The 18491-nt window shown below is 57.7% G+C and carries 11 protein-coding genes; 2 read left to right on the top strand and 9 right to left on the bottom strand.

Annotated elements, in window-relative coordinates; all coding sequences use genetic code 11:
• Positions 1-345: 345 nt before the first annotated feature.
• The 8 genes from G3N94_RS06395 to G3N94_RS06360 all read right to left on the bottom strand — a co-directional run bounded on the left by G3N94_RS06395 (position 346) and on the right by G3N94_RS06360 (position 13075).
• Positions 346-1119, bottom strand: coding sequence for a ferredoxin reductase (locus G3N94_RS06395; RefSeq protein ID WP_205791261.1), 774 nt, complete (start codon positions 1117-1119; stop codon positions 346-348).
• Positions 1112-1630, bottom strand: a complete 519-nt coding sequence (locus G3N94_RS06390; protein WP_346778657.1) for a molybdopterin-dependent oxidoreductase — start codon at positions 1628-1630, stop codon at positions 1112-1114. The genes G3N94_RS06395 and G3N94_RS06390 overlap by 8 nt, the downstream gene beginning before the upstream one ends.
• Before the next feature lie 159 nt (positions 1631-1789).
• A complete protein-coding gene (locus G3N94_RS06385; RefSeq protein WP_241021638.1) occupies positions 1790-2836 on the bottom strand; it encodes a glycine betaine ABC transporter substrate-binding protein in 1047 nt (348 codons plus the stop codon).
• Between the two features lie 887 nt (positions 2837-3723).
• A complete protein-coding gene (gene lpdA, locus G3N94_RS06380; RefSeq protein WP_205791259.1) occupies positions 3724-5493 on the bottom strand; it encodes a dihydrolipoyl dehydrogenase in 1770 nt (589 codons plus the stop codon).
• 278 nt (positions 5494-5771) lie between these two features.
• Positions 5772-7100: a dihydrolipoyllysine-residue acetyltransferase gene (gene aceF / locus G3N94_RS06375; RefSeq protein ID WP_205791258.1), complete on the bottom strand. Its 1329-nt coding sequence runs from the start codon at positions 7098-7100 to the stop codon at positions 5772-5774.
• 150 nt (positions 7101-7250) lie between these two features.
• Positions 7251-9929, bottom strand: a complete 2679-nt coding sequence (gene mdeB, locus G3N94_RS06370; protein ID WP_205791257.1) for an alpha-ketoglutarate dehydrogenase — start codon at positions 9927-9929, stop codon at positions 7251-7253.
• A 56-nt stretch (positions 9930-9985) separates the two neighbouring features.
• Complete coding sequence (gene ilvB, locus G3N94_RS06365; RefSeq protein WP_241021635.1) at positions 9986-11698, bottom strand: biosynthetic-type acetolactate synthase large subunit; 1713 nt, start codon at positions 11696-11698, stop codon at positions 9986-9988.
• Between the two features lie 177 nt (positions 11699-11875).
• Positions 11876-13075 (bottom strand): methionine gamma-lyase, encoded by a 1200-nt coding sequence (locus tag G3N94_RS06360; RefSeq protein ID WP_205791255.1) that lies wholly within the window; start codon positions 13073-13075, stop codon positions 11876-11878.
• 143 nt (positions 13076-13218) lie between these two features.
• On the opposite strand from G3N94_RS06360, the gene G3N94_RS06355 reads away from it, so the two are divergent.
• The gene (locus G3N94_RS06355) at positions 13219-13707 is read left to right on the top strand and encodes an Lrp/AsnC family transcriptional regulator (RefSeq protein WP_205791254.1); all 489 of its coding nucleotides are present in this window, start codon (positions 13219-13221) and stop codon (positions 13705-13707) included.
• A gap of 185 nt (positions 13708-13892) precedes the next feature.
• Here the strand turns inward: G3N94_RS06355 and G3N94_RS06350 are convergent, their stop codons facing one another.
• Positions 13893-14798, bottom strand: coding sequence for a LysR family transcriptional regulator (locus tag G3N94_RS06350; protein ID WP_205791253.1), 906 nt, complete (start codon positions 14796-14798; stop codon positions 13893-13895).
• Positions 14799-14893: 95 nt separating this feature from the next.
• On the opposite strand from G3N94_RS06350, the gene G3N94_RS06345 reads away from it, so the two are divergent.
• Entirely contained in the window at positions 14894-18484 is a 3591-nt protein-coding gene (locus G3N94_RS06345) for an indolepyruvate ferredoxin oxidoreductase family protein (RefSeq protein ID WP_205791252.1), read from the top strand.
• The last annotated feature ends 7 nt before the right edge of the window (positions 18485-18491 follow it).

Here is an 18491-nt window from a genome sequence, read left to right as displayed (position 1 = left end):
GCTCAAATCAGAATGTTCTCCTATTGCCATTTGGAATACATATCGCCACATATCATAATTCCTCCTCGCTCGCTGCGGGAGCGGTGACAAATCTATTCATTGCGGCGAGAAGGCGTAAGCATGCGGCGCACCATACATACGCCTCCGATTGGCAAAATATCCGCTTCCACGCCGTCGTCCACCTGGCGAAATGCTCCAAAATGCGACAATAAGCCTTGCGATCAACATCCCCATAAGCAGCTGGACCAATTCATATGGTCCAGCGTCGACTACCTCCATAAGCGCGTCCTTTCATCTTTCCTCGAGAGCTCCGCCTGCACTGACGAGTGCGCTAATCGCAGATGCTCACCCTCCAAACCGTTCTGTTCGTACCTGGTGCATCGGCATCCCCAATTCCAGTAGCAGATCACAAATATCACCTACAAACGAATTCGATCCACATATGAAACATGTTTTTGGATCACTCCAATCTCCCGAAAATGCACCAGCAATCAAAGCCTTGCTCACTCTTCCCGAATTGAATCCAGGCGGCATGTTTTTTTCTCGAGTAAGGGTGATAGCAACTTGTAGCGAATGATCAGAATCAGACATTTCCCGCAATTCATTCTTCATCAGCACATCGGAATGCTGTTTTGCCGAATAAATCAAAGTAAAAGGCGTCGAACATTTTACTGCATGTCGATGTCTGAGCATTGAGAGCAGCGGCACAACTCCCGATCCACCACCAATCAGCATGATAGGACCAGGGTCAGACGGCTGCCACGTAAATGGTCCCCCACCAATAGGCCCACGCACCTCAATTTTGTCACCAACCTCAAGTGTGTCGTGAAAGAACGAGGATACTTCTCCACCTTCCTTCCGTTCAACCATCACCTCTACATAATGATCTGGACACGGAGCAGTAGCAATCGAGTAGTAGCGCTGCGCACTATACCCATCTTCGGCTGTGAGCCGGAAATCCACCGCCTGGCCCGCCCTGAACGTGGCACCCCATGGCACACGAAAGCGAAGAGATTTAATAGTAGGCGTGAGTTGAGATATTTTCTCAATCTCCACCTCGATCCAGATGGGAGTGCTTTGAAGAAGAATAGGCGCTTCAGCCAACATAGAATTATTCACCCTCGATAAATCGTTGCTCGCGCCATGGGTCACCGTAAAGATGATATCCGCGCGACTCCCAAAATCCCGGTTTTTCAATATTGCTGAAATTCAACTCACAAATCCACTTCGCACTTTTCCAAAAATAAAGATGAGGAGCGAATAATCTGGCGGGGCCTCCATGATGCCGATCCAATGGCTTACCTTCGTAATGCGTCGCGACCATGGCTCTTCCATCAGCGAGATCGCTCGTCAGCAAATTTGATGAGTACCCGTCCATCGACACGGCGGTGCAGTACGGCGGAGGATCTTTTAGACCCGCTGTCTCAAGCATCGTATCGATGCTCACGCCGCTCCATTGCGTATCGAACTTTGACCAGCGCGTAACGCAGTGAATGTCACCAGTCCAATCGAACAGATCTAGTGCATTGAATTCATCCCACTGCCACGATACGATCAAGGTCTGCTCCACCCGAATAGAAAGCGACCATTTCGCCATATCGATAAGCGGAGTGGGGCCAATCGATAGCACGGGAAACTCCGTAGTCTCGTGCTGACCTGGCGGAACCCGCGTTGCGATTTCTTGACGTGGCCGGCGGCCTATAAATCCTCGTGTAGCCACTACAGATCTCCTAAATTTCTCGATGCGTGCCCCTACCACAATACGGGACGGGACACGCAAATCCGATTTTTACCTTAACGCGGCATTCACTTTCTTAGCCACATCAGCCGATACCCATTGACTAACTAGATCCGGATGGCTGCGAATAAAATCATCTGCAATCTTTCTCGCCGGCGTGCGGGCGGGCGGCAGAATCGCCGCGATCGCACCGTTCAGATCCTCGAGAGGGACTGACAGTTTCTTAAAAAGCTCGACGGCGTCTGGATTCTTGCTGGCAAAGCCTTGATTGACCATTACGCTCAATGCCGTTTCCGGCGTGGCAGAGGCGCACGGATTCGGCTGTCCGGTTTTGATCGTCTCCCAGCACGCCTCGTTGTACGCCTTTTCCTTCAACTGAACCGTTTTTACCTGCCCCATGAGAGCGGATGGTTTCCAGTAGGCGAACAGAATGGGTTCGCCGCGTTTGTACGCTGAAGTGATTGCCGTATCAAAGGCTGCCCCCGTTCCAGGATGAAAATTCACATACGACGATTCCATCCCGTACGCTTTCATCTTCTCCGTATTATCACGCTCGCACTGCCAAGTTGTCGGGCAATTATAGAAACGTCCTTTATTCGGATTTTCGTCGTCACGGAAAATCGAAGCGTATTTCTTCAGGTCTTCCACCGTCACAAGATCTGGAGCCAACGGTTTGATACCCCGCTTACTATCTCCCTTGATCACATATTCAGGGACAAACCAGCCTTCAATACCGCCCGCGCTTTTAAGCAAACTGCCAACAAGCTGAATTTTCCCTTCCGTGGCGGCTTTCTCTACGGCTGGAACTCTATTTCGCCAGACCTCCGAAAAAATATCGACATCACCGTTGATAATTGCGGAGTACATGACAAAGCTCGCACCGGTTACGAGTTCAGTCTTGCAGCCATACCCCTTTTCCAGAATTGATCTGAACATCTCCTCAAACACTTCTCCACTTTCCCAAGTCACTTGAGCGAAGCGGATAGGCTTTCCTCCGTTACACACCTTCGGTTCATCAGCAGCCATGGAGGCCGTAGTGTGTAACAGGATTGTCAGAAGAGAAATGCAACCAAAAATCCGACGAATTGCCCGAATCATATCCAAACCCTTTCTTGAAGATTTCGTTGCAACTGGAAGACACGCGAGATCCGCGTGAACATGTCTGCCTCGTCACTAGATCGACCAATCGACGACGCACTATCTAACCTATGGCGATGAAAATACGACCGAAATCGAAATTTTCTGATGCCTTGCATGAATAAGTTGATGGATGAGCAATGGTAGGGCTCGGTTTACCAGCGTGCCTCACTACCCTGCGCCAATATCAAAGAGTTAGCGCGGAGCAAGCCGGTATCAATGAAAACTAGATAGACGCGATGATGGGGTGGACACTGTCGAGCACCAGCCCGTTGAGGATCTGCTGGACGAAAATATCCATTTAAAGCTCCTTGGCCCGTGCTGCCGGATGGCGCTGCGCCTGGCGGGTAAGCGAGGAATCACGTCGCCTCGACGGCACTGCGGGCAACTAGAAAAGACCGGTAAGGGTTGATCGTCCCGGCGCGCGCCGCCCGGACTGTACAGGCGGACCTGCCGCCGGAGCGGATACAAAAACGGCACCGCACTGTTCCGGTGCCGTCACGAGGCCGACCGATCCTTGATTCGCACGCCGGCTGCAGAGGACGCCACGTTTCAGGAATTAAGGGACAGACTTCGATGTCGCATCGCGATCCGGGACCTGAGGCGTGGTCGGAATCCCATGGACGGGATTTCACAATCGCTCGGCTTCAATTGCGTGCCTGCGTTTAGCTTGGCGTCGTTTAAGAAGCGGATTGGAAGGGACGACGCCGACCGCCTGTCGCGCGAGACACGGCTACAACGACGGAACGCCAGAAACCCAGGCGTTCCGTTGTTTTGTCTCTGTATTAAGCGAAGATTGAAACCTTACGCAGGCGAGAAATGACGGCGTTGCCACTGTTGCCCGACTGCTAGCGCTTGCGCGGCGGCGGTACGTCAGTGCAGACGCCCTCGTAAATCTCGGCGGCCATACCCACGGATTCGCCCAACGTAGGATGCGGATGAATCGTGCGACCGATGTCGACAGCGTCTGCGCCCATCTCGATCGCCAGACAGATCTCGCTGATCAGATCGCCGGCGTGAGGACCAACAATGCCGCCGCCGATGATGCGATGGTTCTCCGCGTCGAACAGCAGTTTGGTAAAGCCCTCGTCACGACCATTGGCGATCGCGCGCCCGGACGCAGCCCACGGAAACATACCCTTCCCGTACTTCACACCCTGCTCTTTGCACTGGTCCTCGGTCAGGCCGGCCCATGCCACTTCCGGATCGGTAAAAGCAACCGACGGGATCTGTCGGGTGTCGAAATATGCCTTCTCGCCATGCGCCGCTTCAGCGGCCACATGCCCTTCATGAACGGCCTTGTGCGCAAGCATCGGCTGGCCGACGATGTCGCCGATCGCGAAGATATGCGGCACATTGGTGCGCATCTGCTTGTCCACGTCGATGAATCCGCGATCGGTCACAGCCACACCGGCCTTCTCTGCGCCGATGCGCTTGCCGTTGGGGGATCGTCCAACCGAAACCAATACAAGGTCGTAGCGCTGAGCCTCGGCCGGCGCCTGCTCGCCTTCGAACCTCACATGAATGCCATCGGCTTTGGCTTCCACTCCAACCGTCCTGGTCCTCAGCATAATCTTGCCAAAGTGGTCCTTGTTCTTCTTCTCCCAGACCTTGACGAGATCCCGGTCGGCACCATTCATCAAGCCATCAAGCATTTCGACGACATCGATTTCCGCACCCAGGGTACTGTAAACAGTCGCCATTTCGAGACCGATAATCCCGCCACCGATGACCAACATCTTTTCAGGTATCTCGGGCAACTCTAGTGCACCGGTTGAATCGACGATGCGCGGATCCTCGGGAATGAACGGCAGTCTTATCGCCTGGCTTCCGGCGGCAATGATGGCATTCTCGAAGCGAATCATAGTCCTCTTGCCCGCACTCGCCTTACCATCACCCTCGGTCAGATCGACCTCCAGGTGATGCGGATCGACGAAGCTGCCGATGCCGCGCACTACCTGCACTTTGCGTGCCTTGGCCATACCCGCGAGACCATTGGTCAGCTTGCTAACCACCGACTGCTTGTAGTTACGCAGGCCGTCCAGATCAATCTTGGCATCGCCGAACACGATGCCATGGGCGGCCAACGCCTTCGCTTCGTCGATCACAGCCGCGTTGTGCAGCAGCGCCTTGGATGGAATGCAACCGACATTAAGGCAAACACCACCAAGCGTAGCGAAACGTTCGACCAACACCGTTTTCATGCCTAAATCAGCGGCACGGAACGCGGCGGAATAGCCACCCGGACCAGCGCCCAACACCAACATTTCACATTCGATGTCAGTGCTGCCGCTCTGCATCGCCGCAACCGGCATAGGTATCGCGACTGGCGCCGCGAGAGGCAATTTCTTGGATTGCTCCGATAGAGGCGGCACCTGCACGGCCCCCTCGACTGTACAGATCAACACACCCTCGCCAATCTTGTCACCCACCTTGACGCACACGCCGATCACCTCGCCAGCAGCGGTGGACGGCACGTCCATTGTTGCCTTGTCCGACTCCAACACAATGAGGGACTGATCTATCTCGACCTGATCGCCGGGCTTGACCATCACTTCGATTACGTCCACTGCATCAAAATCGCCGATGTCCGGCACCTTGACCTCGATCACACTCATCCTTTGCTCCTCAATGCGCCGCCCGACCAAAATGAAGGTGACAGCGTCGTAGTTGGCGTTTGCAGACGCCTGCGTCGTCTTTTTCGCGGATTCGCAAAAAATGTGCATGCACATAGGCAGTCGGAATTTTTGACTTCACGCCCACTTCGACTTTGCTACTCACACTCCACTCGCACAGTACCTCCGGCGGCTTTTGAACTTACGCGTCGTGCAGGTCACGCCATAGCGGCTTGCCTCGCAGGGACGCTCGGGTTCTTTGTAGTACTGCCCCTGCAGCCTTAAAGCAGAATGCGGCGGAAATCGGCCAGCAAGTGCGCAAAGTAAGCGTTGAAGCGGCCGGCTTCCGCGCCGTCGATTACGCGATGGTCCCAGGACAGGGATAGCGGCAGCGTCAGGCGCGGCGCGAATTGCTTGCCGTCCCAGACTGGCTTCTGATACGACTTGCCCACACCCATGATGGCCACCTCCGGCGCGTTGATGATCGGGGTGAAGTAGGTGCCGCCGATGCCGCCGAGCGAGGAGATGGAGAAGCTGCCACCTTGCATCTGGTCCGGCTTGAGCTTCCCCTCTCTCGCAAGCTTGGCCATTTCGACCATCTCCTGACCGATCTCAACCACCCCTTTCTTGTCAGCGTCCTTGATTACCGGCACCACGAGCCCGTTCGGCGTATCGGCAGCGAAGCCGATGTTGAAATATTTCTTCAGCGCCAGGTTGTCGCCGTCGAGCGAGGCGTTGAACGTCGGGAATTTCTTCAACGTCGCCACGGCCGCCTTGATCAAGAAGGCGAGCATGGTGACCTTGACGCCTTGCTTTTCATTCTCCTTGTTGAGCTTGACGCGCAGATCTTCCAGATCCGTAATATCGGCCTCCTCGCAGTTGGTAACGTGCGGGATCATGACCCAATTGCGATGAAGGTTAGCGCCGGAGATCTTCTTGATGCGCGACAGCGGCTGACTTTCGATTTCGCCAAAGCGCGTAAAATCGACCTTCGGCCACGGCAACAGATTCAGTTCACTGCCAGCGCCGTGTCCAGCCATCGAGTGGGTCGGCGCCGCCGTCCGCTCAATCATCACCCCCTTCACGAAGCGCCGGACATCGTCCTGCGTGACGCGGCCCTTCGGCCCCGTGGCGGGAACGCGCGATACATCGACGCCCAGATCTCGTGCAAACATGCGCACCGACGGGCTGGCGTGCCCTCCCGAGCTGGTTACCACGGCATGCACTGGTGTCGACGTGACAACTGCGGCGACCGGCGCCGTCACTGATGGAGGCGCCACCGACGTCGCTTGTGCGGTCGGAACGGGTGCCGGCGACGCTACCGAAGTGGATGCACTCTCCAAGATCGACGGCACTTCAGCGGTAGCATTTGCGGTCTCGAGGATCAACAGCAGTGAGCCTTCCGACACCTCATCACCAACCTTGATCTTGACTTCCTTGACGGTACCGGCTGCTGGCGTTGGCACGTCCATTGTCGCCTTGTCCGACTCAAGCGTCACAACGGCGTCCTCGGCCTGGATGACATCACCCGGCTTCACGTGAATCTCGATGACCGGCACACCCTTATAGTCGCCGATATCCGGAACTCTAATTTCGCTTGCTTGACTCATTCTTCGTGTGATCCTTGATGGCCAGCGCCGCCCATCAGGCTGCACCGTGGCTCGCCGATTGTGTTTTTCTTTGGAAAGGGCACGGCACAGATAGGAAATTTATCCTGTGCCGATGCCCCGGACTCTCGTGCGGCTTTGTTCGCTACGGACTTAGATCTCCCACGGTGCGAATGCACTTGCCTTGATTCCATAGCGACTCAGAACCTCAGCATGCTTCTCCGGCGCCACGGCATGCACGGCTGCGGCGACGATGTGGTGGCGGTCGATCTCAAAGAATCCACGAAGCTCGGCACGTGTGTCGCTGCGCCCAAATCCGTCGGTACCCAGAGCTGTGAACGGCGCAGCGACGTACGACGCGATCAGCTGCGGGTACGCGCGAACGTAATCGGTGGCGGCCACTACTGGTGTCTCGCCCGCCAGGCATTTTTCAAGATGGCACTCGGCGGCCGCATCGCCACCGAACATGCGACGGCGCTCGCACGCTCGTGCATCTCGTGCGAGCTCCGAGAAGCTGGTCACACTCCAGATTTCCGCAGTAATGTTCCAATCTGTCGCAAGCAAATCGGCTGCGGCGATGACTTCGCGCAGAATTGCGCCGGAGCCGAGCAACCGCACGCGCATGGAACTGCCATCCGCCTTTCGTTCGTCGAACAGATACATCCCCTTAATCACCGCCTCGTGCTTGTCTTCCGAGAGTGGGGCCTGAGGATAGTTTTCGTTGCCGACGGTAATGTAGTAAAACTCGTCTTCCTGATCTTCGAGCATGCGCTTTGCGCCGTTATGAACGATCACCGCCGCTTCGCTCACAAACGCAGGGTCATACGCACGGCAGTTCGGCACTGTCGACGCAATCAGATGACTGGTCCCGTCCTGATGCTGCAGTCCTTCACCTGCCAGGGTCGTTCGACCGGATGTCGCGCCAATGAGGAACCCTCTCGCACGCTGGTCCGCCGCGGCCCAGATCAGATCTCCCACTCGCTGGAAGCCGAACATCGAGTAGTAGATGTAGAACGGCAGCATTGCGATGCCGTTTACGCTGTATGACGTGGCAGCAGCCGTCCAAGATGCTACTGCGCCCGCTTCCGTGATCCCTTCTTCCAGTAACTGACCGTCGACGGCCTCCTTGTAGAAGAGCATCGAGCCGGCATCTTCCGGTTCATACATCTGCCCCATCGGCGAATAGATACCGATTTGCCGAAAGAGATTCGCCATCCCGAACGTGCGTGCTTCGTCGGCGACGATCGGTACGACGCGAGGTCCGACGGATTTGTCCTTGATGAGATTAGTGAAGAGTCGGACAAGACCGGTCGTGGTCGACGACTCTCGCACGTCGCCTTGCAACGCGAATTGTCCGTAATCGTCGAGACCGGGAACCTTGACACTCTCCGCCTTCCCGATACGACGAGGCAGGTAGCCCCCAAGCGCTGCGCGTTGCGAACGCAAATACTCCATCTCCGGAGAATCGTCGGCCGGTTTGTAGAACTTCATTTCCCCCACGGCGGCGTCGTCCAGTGGCAAAGAGAAGCGATCCCGGAATGCGCGAAGTGCGTCAACATCCAGCTTTTTCTGCTGGTGCGCAGTCATCTTCGATTCCCCGGCCGCACCCATCCCAAATCCCTTCTTGGTCTTTGCCAGGACGACAGTCGGAGCACCATTGTGATTTTTGGCGGCATGGAACGCTGCATACAGCTTCTTGAAGTCGTGCCCGCCACGGCGGAGCCCATCGATTTCGGCAGTCGTCAGGCCACTGACAAGTGATTTGAGCTCCGGGTCCGTTTCAAAGAAGTGAGCGAGGTTGTACTCACCATTCTTTGCTCCAAGCGTCTGGTATTCGCCGTCCACCATAGTGGAGAAACGGCGAAGCAACGCGTGATTCTTGTCACGCGCGAACAACGCATCCCACTCGGATCCCCAAACGACCTTGATGACGTTCCACCCGGCTCCCGAGAAAAGTGCCTCAAGCTCATTGATCACCTGCCCGTTTCCGCGCACGGGCCCGTCAAGCCGCTGCAAATTGCAGTTGACGACGAAAGTCAGATTATCGAGACGTTCCCGCGCAGCCAGCGACAGTGCCGCGATGGACTCCGGCTCGTCCATTTCACCGTCGCCAAAGACGCCCCACACGTGACGCGAAGCAGTCGTCGCGAGCCCGCGGTGTTCCAGATAACGCAGGAACCGCGCCTGATAGATCGCGCTGATCGGACCGATGCCCATTGACCCGGTCGGGAATTGCCAGAAATTCGGCATCAGCCACGGGTGCGGGTAGGAGCAAAGCCCATTCTTCCCGACTTCCTGACGGTAGTTCGACAGCTCGCCCTCGGTGAGTCGCCCTTCCAGAAAAGCACGTGCGTAGACACCGGGAGCAGAGTGTGGCTGGAAATAGACCAGATCCCCCTTCTCGGTCTCGGAGTCTGCCCGGAAGAAATGATTGAAGCCGACCTCAAACAGTTCCGCAGCCGACGCGTAGCTCGCGATGTGCCCGCCCAGTTCCCCATAGGACTTGTTCGCCCGCACAACCATCGCAAGCGCATTCCATCTGATGATGGATGTCAGCTTCTGCTCGATCGCGAGATCGCCCGGATATCGCGGCTGCTCTTCGAGAGAGATGGTGTTCTGATACGCCGAATAAGGATGCTGCGACTTGCGAATCTTCAGATTCTTGGCGTGCCGATCAAGGTTATCAAGGATGAAGCGGGCACGATCCGGACCGGCGGCCTTCAAGACCCCATCCAGTGCCTCAAGCCATTCCTCAGTTTCCTGAATATCGTCGTCGACGAACGCTCCACCGAAGTGCTCGTGACTATCTCCCGCGTCGATATGCCGCTTCATAGCTGCCTCCTGCATAGCATCTGCCATATTTGAGTTTCTCAACATGTCCGCCGCTCCTAATTCATTTCAAGCGTGGGCGAATCGGTTTGTAAGAGCATTTCGCAAAGCCCCCTGCCGGCACGTACCATCGGCCAGACGTTCTCGGTGGAATCCACATGAAAATCCATGAACACGGTTCGATCACGAAAAGCCAACGCTTCCCGGATCGCCGGCTCGACATCCGCCTTTCGATCGATCCGTAAGCCAATATGGCCATACGCCCTCGCCAGGGCTGGAAAGTCGGGCAGTGCCTCCATGTAGGACTGCGAGTGCCGCCTTTCGTACTCCACGTCCTGTAACTGGCGCACCATTCCGAGGTAGCCGTTGTTCAAGGACGCAATCTTGATCGGCAAGTTATATTGCTTACAGGTCGACAACTCCTGAATGCACATCTGGATAGAACCGTCCCCAGTAATCGTGAAGACATCCTCGTTCGGAAATGCTTGCTTGACACCCATTGCATAGGGCAGCCCCACGCCCATCGTCCCGAGCCCGCCGGAATTGATCCATCGTCTGGGCAGCTCGAAGCCATAATGCTGCGCCGTCCACATTTGATGTTGGCCTACGTCAGAGCAGATGTACGCCAACCCTTGTGTAAGTTCCGAGATCTTTTCGATCACGTATTGCGGCTTGATCGCGTCGTCTGTCTGCGAATAAGCGAGGCATTTCCTCGCGCGCCACATCTCAATCTGCGCCCACCATTCGGCATTGGCGAACGCGGGCAAATGCTCTGCGCGAAGCAATTGATTCAATTCCTTGACTATACTTCTGGCATCACCAACGATCGGTACTGTCGGACGCACCCGCTTTGCAATGGAGGCAGGATCGATATCGATATGAATGATCTCTCGCTGGCGAGAGCAATAGTCCTCAACATTGCCGATGACACGATCATCAAAGCGCGCACCGATAGCGATCACGACGTCACACTCTTGCATCGCCTGGTTTGCCTCGTAGGTCCCATGCATACCGGGCATTCCGAGAAACCGGCGGTCGGACGCGGGATACGCACCCAGCCCCATCAGCGTGCTGGTCACGGGTGCGTTCAGCAGCACCGCAAGATCCATGACCTCGGTACCAGCTCCTGACGACACGACACCCCCGCCTGTATAAATCAGGGGCTTCCGCGCAGCACGAATCTGGCGAGCGGCGTGGCGCAGCTGTCCGCGATGCCCGTCGACCGTGGGACGGTACGAGCGAAGCTTGACCTTGTCGGGGTAGATAAACGGACCTTTCGCGAGCGCGACATCCTTAGGCACGTCAACGTGAACTGGCCCAGGGCGCCCGGTACGAGCTATGTAAAACGCTTTCTTCAGGGTCTGCGCAAGTTCGTCGACACTGCGAACCAGGAAGCTATGCTTCACGACCGGTCGAGTAATTCCGACCGCGTCGCACTCCTGAAACGCGTCCTGCCCAATCATCGGCAACGGAACGTTGCCGGAAATCACGACAAGCGGGATTGAATCGAAATAGGCAGTCGCGATACCCGTGACGGCGTTCGTTACACCAGGGCCGGACGTCACAAGCGCGACGCCAACGCCTCCCGTGGCCCGCGAATAGCCATCCGCAGCATGAATGGCTGCCTGCTCGTGTCGGACCAGGATGTGATCAACTCCCGATTGCCCGCGAAGCGCGTCGTATATCGGCAACACGGCACCGCCGGGATATCCCCAGATACTGGTGACCCCTTCGAGACGCAACGCCTCGATAATCATTTCGGCACCACTCATCACCATCGGTTCCGCCCGGACCGAGTCCTTAGAGCGAGTAACTGACATATCCATATGCTCTAGCATCGAAGCGGTTAGAGACAACCTAGGGAAATTTCAGGCTGTGCGTGATCAGGGAAGCGCCCACCAGGTCGATTTGCCGGTGGGCTACGACGCACTATTGCTTTTGCAACGTGTTCACTGATGGCATGCATCCAAGGCTTGCGTAACGTCCTGAAGGATGTCGGGAGCGTCTTCCAGGCCAACCGACAAGCGCACCAGCCCTTCCGAGATGCCGTGGGCCGCGCGCTCTTCCGGCGTATACGTGGAGTGCGTCATGCTTGCCGGATGCTGTGCCAGGGATTCGCAGTCGCCAAGACTCACGGCGCGAGTAAACAGCTTCAGCGCATTCATGAATCGCTTGCCGGCCGGCTCGCCGCCTTTGAGTTCGAACGCGATCATTCCGCCATACCGACGCATTTGCCGCGTCGCCAGCTCATGCTGCGGGAACGACGAAAGCCCGGGGAAATACACTTCCGCGACGGCCGGGTGGCTGGCCAGCAGGCCGGCAATCAGCTCCGCCGAGTCGCAATGCCGTTCCATGCGAATGGCGAGCGTCTTCAAGCCACGCATCAGCAGAAATGCATCCTGCGGCGACATCACGGCACCGGTCATGTCCTTGAGTCCATACAGGCGGATCTGGTCGATGATTTCCTTGCTTGCGACGGCAATGCCGGCAGTGACATCGCCATGGCCACTGAGGTATTTCGTTGCCGAATGAACCACAACATCTGCGCCGAGCTCGAGTGGACGCTGCAGATACGGGGTGCAGTACGTGTTGTCCACGACGAGCTTTGCTCCGTTTCTATGGCTTAGCTCGGCAATGGCCGCAATGTCAGCGAGTCGCATGTTGGGATTGGCCGGCGACTCGAAGTAGATGACCTTCGTCTGCGGCGTGATTGCGGCAGCGACTTCGTCGAGATTGGACATATCAACGTGCCGCACTCGCACACCGAAGTTCCCAATGCCATGCTGCAGGAACGCGAAGGTACAGCCATACAGGGTGCGGTCCGCCAGAATCTCGTCGCCAGGCCGAACGAGCGTCCAAAGAGTCGACGTAATTGCGCCCATTCCCGACGAGAACGCAACGGCTGCCTCACCGCCCTCGAGCGTTGCCATGCGCGCCTCGAGAATCGACAGCGTGGGGTTGGAAATACGCGTGTAAAAGTAGCCGTCCTCCTCGCCTGCGAAGCAGCGACCACCGTATTCAACCGACGGAAATGCGAATGTAGCCGACAGGTACACTGGGGGAACCAGGGAGCCCTGGTTCTTAATCGGGTCGTAACCGTGATGAATTGCTCGAGTGCTGAAGCCTGAGCTCACGCTCTTTTCGGACATTGGACACCTCCATGGTCTTCCTAGTTTGGGTACACAAAGTCTATGCCCCAACTCATAGAATTTGCTCCCAAATTGTTGACCAAGAGATGAATATCAAGGCATGATTCTGTTGCCACAAATAGCGTTATTGGAATAATTTGCCCATGACCACATCTAACACTCTGGATCGCACCGATTGCGCCCTTTTAGAAGCTCTCCAGGAGAATGCTCGGCTGACGGTGGCCGAGTTGGGCGAACGCGTGTCGCTGACATCGTCGCCTTGCTGGCGGAGAGTCAAGCGCCTCGAGGAACTCGGGCTGGTACGAGCCTATCGAGCGATCCTGTCGCCCGAACAACTCGGCTACGGGGTGACGGCGTTTGTGAATGTAATGATGGGGGACCACGGCCAGCACGTGGTCCGACAATTTGAGAAGCGCATTTCAGAAATCCCCGAGATAGTCTCGTGCCACCACGTCTCGGGTAGGTACGACTTCCTGCTGGAAGTTGTCGCAGTCGACCTGAAGTCGTTCGGCGAGTTCGCTCGAAATGTGCTTCAAGCACTGCCGGGCGTGAAGGAGCTTTATTCAAGCTTTTCGTTGAAAGCGGTGAAGGATGATCGCATGCTCCCTCTTCCCAATCCCGGAGCTCGCTGATACCACGTACCGACTACTTTCATCTATGGCGCGCAACCAGCGACTTCTTAGAAATACTAGTAAAGTCAGTTGCCACCCTTCTTCACCGCGCGTTCGCTCGCCCAACTTCATTGGCACTGCCTTCTGGCAGAAATTGTTGGATAGAGTCCTTAGCCCGCATGGGTGTCTCGCACGTTTCCGCTGCATCAACTACCGCAAGCGTGAATCAGAAACTGCTGCAACGCCCTTGCCGGATCGTTCAGCGGCACACTCGGATGCCAGAGCATGCCGGCTTCCATCTGCGGAATCGCATCGTGTACGGCACGAGCATCGATCCGCTTGCCTTCCAGCGACCACGGCCGGAACACCATATCCGACAGGATCGTTACCCCGAAGCCGTGTGCAACGAGACCCCGCAGCGCTTCCATGGAGCTCGTGCGAAACGCAATGTTGGGCGCAAGACGCTTCTTTTTCCAGTAGCGCAGGGTCGACCGCTCCCCCTCGTCCACGGTCAGCTGGATGTACGGATATCGCGCGATGTCGCGCAGTGTGGGCGCTCCGAGCTGCATGAGCGGATGGGTCGGCGCGACCCATAGCTGGCGGCGCGACCGAATCAGCACGTGATGGCCGAAGCGCGAGTGACGTTCGACGTTCGAGAGCAGTGCCACCCCCAGATCGACTTCCCCCGCCTGAACCGCTGCCTCGATGGCGGGGCGGTCGAGGTCGCGCAAATCGAGTTCGATCTCGGGGTAAGTCGAACGAAAACGCGCGAGCAGATCCGGCAGAAAGTAGCCCAGCAGCGTATAGGACGCTGCGATACGCACTGTGCCACTCAGACTGTGCGCACGAAACGGCGGCTTGTGCAGCGCATCGCGAACCGACTCGAGCACGTGTCGCGCGTGATTGAGAAAGTCCTGTCCCTCCGGAGTCAGCTCCACGCCTTGCGGCAGACGTATGAAAAGCCGCGTACCCAGCGCCTCCTCGAGCGCGAGCACCGCATTCGTGATCGCAGACTGCGATACGTGCTCGACGGCCGCTGCCATCGAAAATTGCCCGTTCTGCGCCGCCGCCACGAAGTAGCGGAACTGGCGCAACGTTACGTCCTTGGCCATGTCTTTTTCGAATACCCGGTTTCGATATTTGTTATTTTACGATAGCAAATCGGCTTCCTATACTCCGCGTCGATCGAGGACCGGAGACAACCAAGGTGAACGCCCCCCTTTCCCCACAGTTGCAAGAAGCTCTGACCAACGTAACGCTCGAAGACAAATACGCGCTGGAAAAAGGCCGCGTCTACCTGAGCGGCACGCAGGCGCTGGTGCGCTTACCGCTCCTGCAGCGCGAACGCGACCGCCGCGCCGGACTCAACACCGCCGGTTTCATTTCCGGTTATCGCGGCTCCCCACTCGGTGCGCTCGACCAGAGCCTGTGGAAGGCCAAGAAGCATCTGGACGCCCACGACATCGTGTTTCAACCCGGCGTAAACGAGGACCTCGCGGCCACCGCGGTATGGGGCTCGCAGCAGCTTAACCTGTGGCCGGGCGCAAAGGTAGATGGCGTATTCGGTATGTGGTATGGCAAAGGCCCTGGCGTGGACCGCACCGGCGACGTCTTCAAACATGCGAATTCGGCTGGCACCGATCCCCGTGGCGGCGTGCTGGTGGTCGCGGGCGACGACCATGCCGCCAAGTCGTCGTCGGTCGCACACCAGTCCGAGCACATGTTCATTGCAAGCGGAATACCGGTGCTCTATCCGTCAAATGTGCAGGAGTATCTCGATTACGGTCTGCATGGCTGGGCAATGAGCCGCTATTCCGGCCTGTGGGTTGCGATGAAATGCGTGACAGACGTTGTCGAGTCAAGCGCCTCGGTCGAACTCGACCCCGGGCGCGTGGAGATCGTCACGCCCGACGACTTCGAGATGCCGCCTGGTGGCCTCAATATTCGCTGGCCCGACCCGCCCCTCGCGCAGGAAACGCGCCTCGTGAATCACAAGTGGTACGCAGCACTTGCCTACGTGCGCGCCAACCAGCTCAATCGCATCGTCGTCGATTCGCCCAACGCGCGTCTTGGGATCATGACGGCGGGCAAGGCATACCTCGACGTGCGTCAGGCACTGGCAGACCTGTCACTCGATGATGAAACCTGTGCGCAGGTCGGTATCCGCGTACTGAAGGTGGGTTGCGTATGGCCGCTCGATGCGCAGGACACACGCCGTTTCGCAACCGGCCTGGATGAGATTCTCGTGGTCGAGGAGAAACGCCAGATACTCGAATACGCGCTCAAGGAAAAGCTCTACAACTGGCGCGAGGATGTGCGCCCAAATATCTATGGCAAGTTTGATCAACGCGACGGCGACGAAGGCGGCGAATGGTCGGTACCGCGTGGCCCCTCCCTGCTGCCCGCTCACCATGAACTGTCTCCGGCCATCATTGCGAAGGCTATCGCACGCCGCCTGCTGAAGGCCGGTGTAACCGCCGATCTGCGCGCGCGTCTGGAAGCACGCCTCGCGGTTATCGACGAGAAAGAACGTGAAGCGGCAACGCCCGCGCCGCTGTCTGAGCGTATGCCGTGGTTCTGTTCCGGATGCCCTCACAACACGTCGACGCGGGTACCCGAAGGATCGCGCGCAATGGCAGGCATCGGCTGCCACTACATGGCGATGTGGATGGACCGTAGCACCGAGACGTTCAGCCAGATGGGCGGCGAAGGCGTGGCCTGGCTGGGGCAGATGCATTTCACCGGCGAGCGACACGTATTCGCCAATCTCGGCGATGGAACTTACTTCCACTCCGGCCTCCTCGCAATCCGCGCATCGGTCGCGGCGCACGCCAGCATCACCTACAAGGTGCTGTACAACGACGCAGTCGCGATGACGGGCGGCCAGCCTGTCGACGGTGTGTTAACAGTGCCGCAGATCGCGCTCCAGGTCGTCGCCGAGGGCGCGCGCAAGGTCGTTGTCGTCACCGACGAGCCACACAAGTACACGGGCGACATCGCGCTGCCCGAAGGCGTCGAAGTGCATCACCGTCGCGAACTGGACCGCATCCAGCGCGAACTGCGCGAAATCGTCGGCACGACCGTGCTCATCTATGATCAGACCTGCGCGACCGAGAAACGGCGGCGTAGGAAACGCGGCAGCTATCCTGATCCGGCAAAGCGAGCGTTCATCAACGACGCTGTCTGCGAAGGTTGCGGAGACTGCTCGGTAAAGTCGAACTGCCTGTCCGTCGAACCGCTGACCACCCCGTTCGGGGTGAAGCGCAAGATCAACCAGTCATCGTGCAACAAGGATTTTTCCTGCGTCGAAGGATTCTGTCCGAGCTTCGTCACCGTGCAAGGCGCGCAACTGAAGAAGCCGGCAGGAACCGGCAAAGCCGTCACGCCCGACTTCGCCTCGCTGCCCCTTCCCGGCCTCCCGCCGCTCGACAAGCCTTATGGCCTGCTCGTAACGGGCGTGGGCGGCACGGGCGTCGTGACGATCGGCGGACTGATCGGCATGGCCGCTCATCTCGAGGGCAAGGGCGTATCGGTGCTCGACATGGCCGGGCTCGCGCAAAAAGGCGGCGCCGTGTTGAGCCACGTCCAGATCGCGGGCAACGCCGATCTATTGCATGCCACCCGAATTGCCTCCGGCGAAGCCCGCGCGATCCTCGGCTGCGATGCAATCGTGTCCGCTTCTGCCGAAGCGCGATCGAAAATTCGCCGTGGCGTTACACGCGCAGTGGTCAATAGCGGCGCAACCCCAACGGCGGATTTCATAGGCAACCCGCAGTGGGTGTTTCCGGGGGACGACGCACAACGCGCGCTGCGCGAAAGTATCGGCGACGCCTGCACGTTCGTCGATACGAATGAACTGGCGCTGAATCTACTCGGCGACACGATCTACGCCAACCCGCTGTTGCTCGGCTTCGCATGGCAGGAAGGGCTCGTCCCACTTGTCCATGCAAGCCTGATGCGCGCGATCGAGCTGAACGGCGTGGCCATCGAAAAGAACAAATTGGCGTTCTCATGGGGCCGTTATCTCGCGCATCACGGCGTCGGCGCAGCAACGGTGTTCCTTAGCCAAAGCGCACAGCAAGCTAGGTCGAAGGCCATCGTAGTGCAATTGCCGGAATCGCTCGAAACTATCGTCGATCGCAATGCGGCGTGGCTAACGGAATGGCAAAACGCGGCTTACGCGGCGCGCTACCGTGCTGCCGTCACGCGCATTCGGGACATCGAGACGCACATACAAGGCGCAAAAAGACTGCGCCTGACGAAAGCTGTCGCGCGCAATCTCGCGAAGCTGATGGCCTACAAAGACGAGTACGAAGTGGCGCGCCTCTACAGCGACCCGGCGTATCTCGACAAACTGCGCGCTCAGTTCGAAGGCGAACCCGGCAAGGACTACACACTCAGTTTCTACCTGGCACCGCCGCTGGTCGCGAAACGCGATGCACAAGGCCACCTGAACAAGCGCCGCTATGGTCTGTGGGTGCTACCCATGTTCCGCGTACTGGCAAAGCTCAAGGCGCTGCGCGGCACGCCGTTCGACTTGTTCGCAAACACGGCAGAGCGGCGCGAGGAACGCGAGTTGATCAATCAGTACATGGCGATGATCGATCGCTTCTGCGCAACGCTCGATCGCGAACGGCTCGAACCCGCCATCCAGCTCGCCAACCTGCCCGACGAGATCCGCGGCTTTGGTCATGTCAAGGAGCGCAATCTCCGGGCTGTCGAAGCGAAACGGATGCGCCTGCTTGCCGACTACGACAACGCGTCAGCCGCCAAGGTGGCGCATCCACTCGATCTCTAACGGACAA

Source organism: Burkholderia sp. Ac-20353, from assembly GCF_017104785.1.
Classification (GTDB): Bacteria; Pseudomonadota; Gammaproteobacteria; order Burkholderiales; family Burkholderiaceae; genus Burkholderia.
Note: the sequence above shows the minus strand (reverse complement) of the source record. Positions and strands in the feature narration are given on the sequence as shown.

What these genes read in the sequence shown, in the direction of transcription:
- G3N94_RS06385 (WP_241021638.1), bottom strand. Translation starts at nt 2,836, where the DNA reads ATGATTCGGGCAATTCGTCGGATTTTTGGTTGCATTTCTCTTCTGACA.
- lpdA (WP_205791259.1), bottom strand. Translation starts at nt 5,493, where the DNA reads ATGAGTGTGATCGAGGTCAAGGTGCCGGACATCGGCGATTTTGATGCA.
- aceF (WP_205791258.1), bottom strand. Translation starts at nt 7,100, where the DNA reads ATGAGTCAAGCAAGCGAAATTAGAGTTCCGGATATCGGCGACTATAAG.
- mdeB (WP_205791257.1), bottom strand. Translation starts at nt 9,929, where the DNA reads ATGAAGCGGCATATCGACGCGGGAGATAGTCACGAGCACTTCGGTGGA.
- ilvB (WP_241021635.1), bottom strand. Translation starts at nt 11,698, where the DNA reads ATGAGTGGTGCCGAAATGATTATCGAGGCGTTGCGTCTCGAAGGGGTC.
- G3N94_RS06360 (WP_205791255.1), bottom strand. Translation starts at nt 13,075, where the DNA reads ATGTCCGAAAAGAGCGTGAGCTCAGGCTTCAGCACTCGAGCAATTCAT.
- G3N94_RS06355 (WP_205791254.1), top strand. Translation starts at nt 13,219, where the DNA reads ATGACCACATCTAACACTCTGGATCGCACCGATTGCGCCCTTTTAGAA.
- G3N94_RS06350 (WP_205791253.1), bottom strand. Translation starts at nt 14,798, where the DNA reads ATGGCCAAGGACGTAACGTTGCGCCAGTTCCGCTACTTCGTGGCGGCG.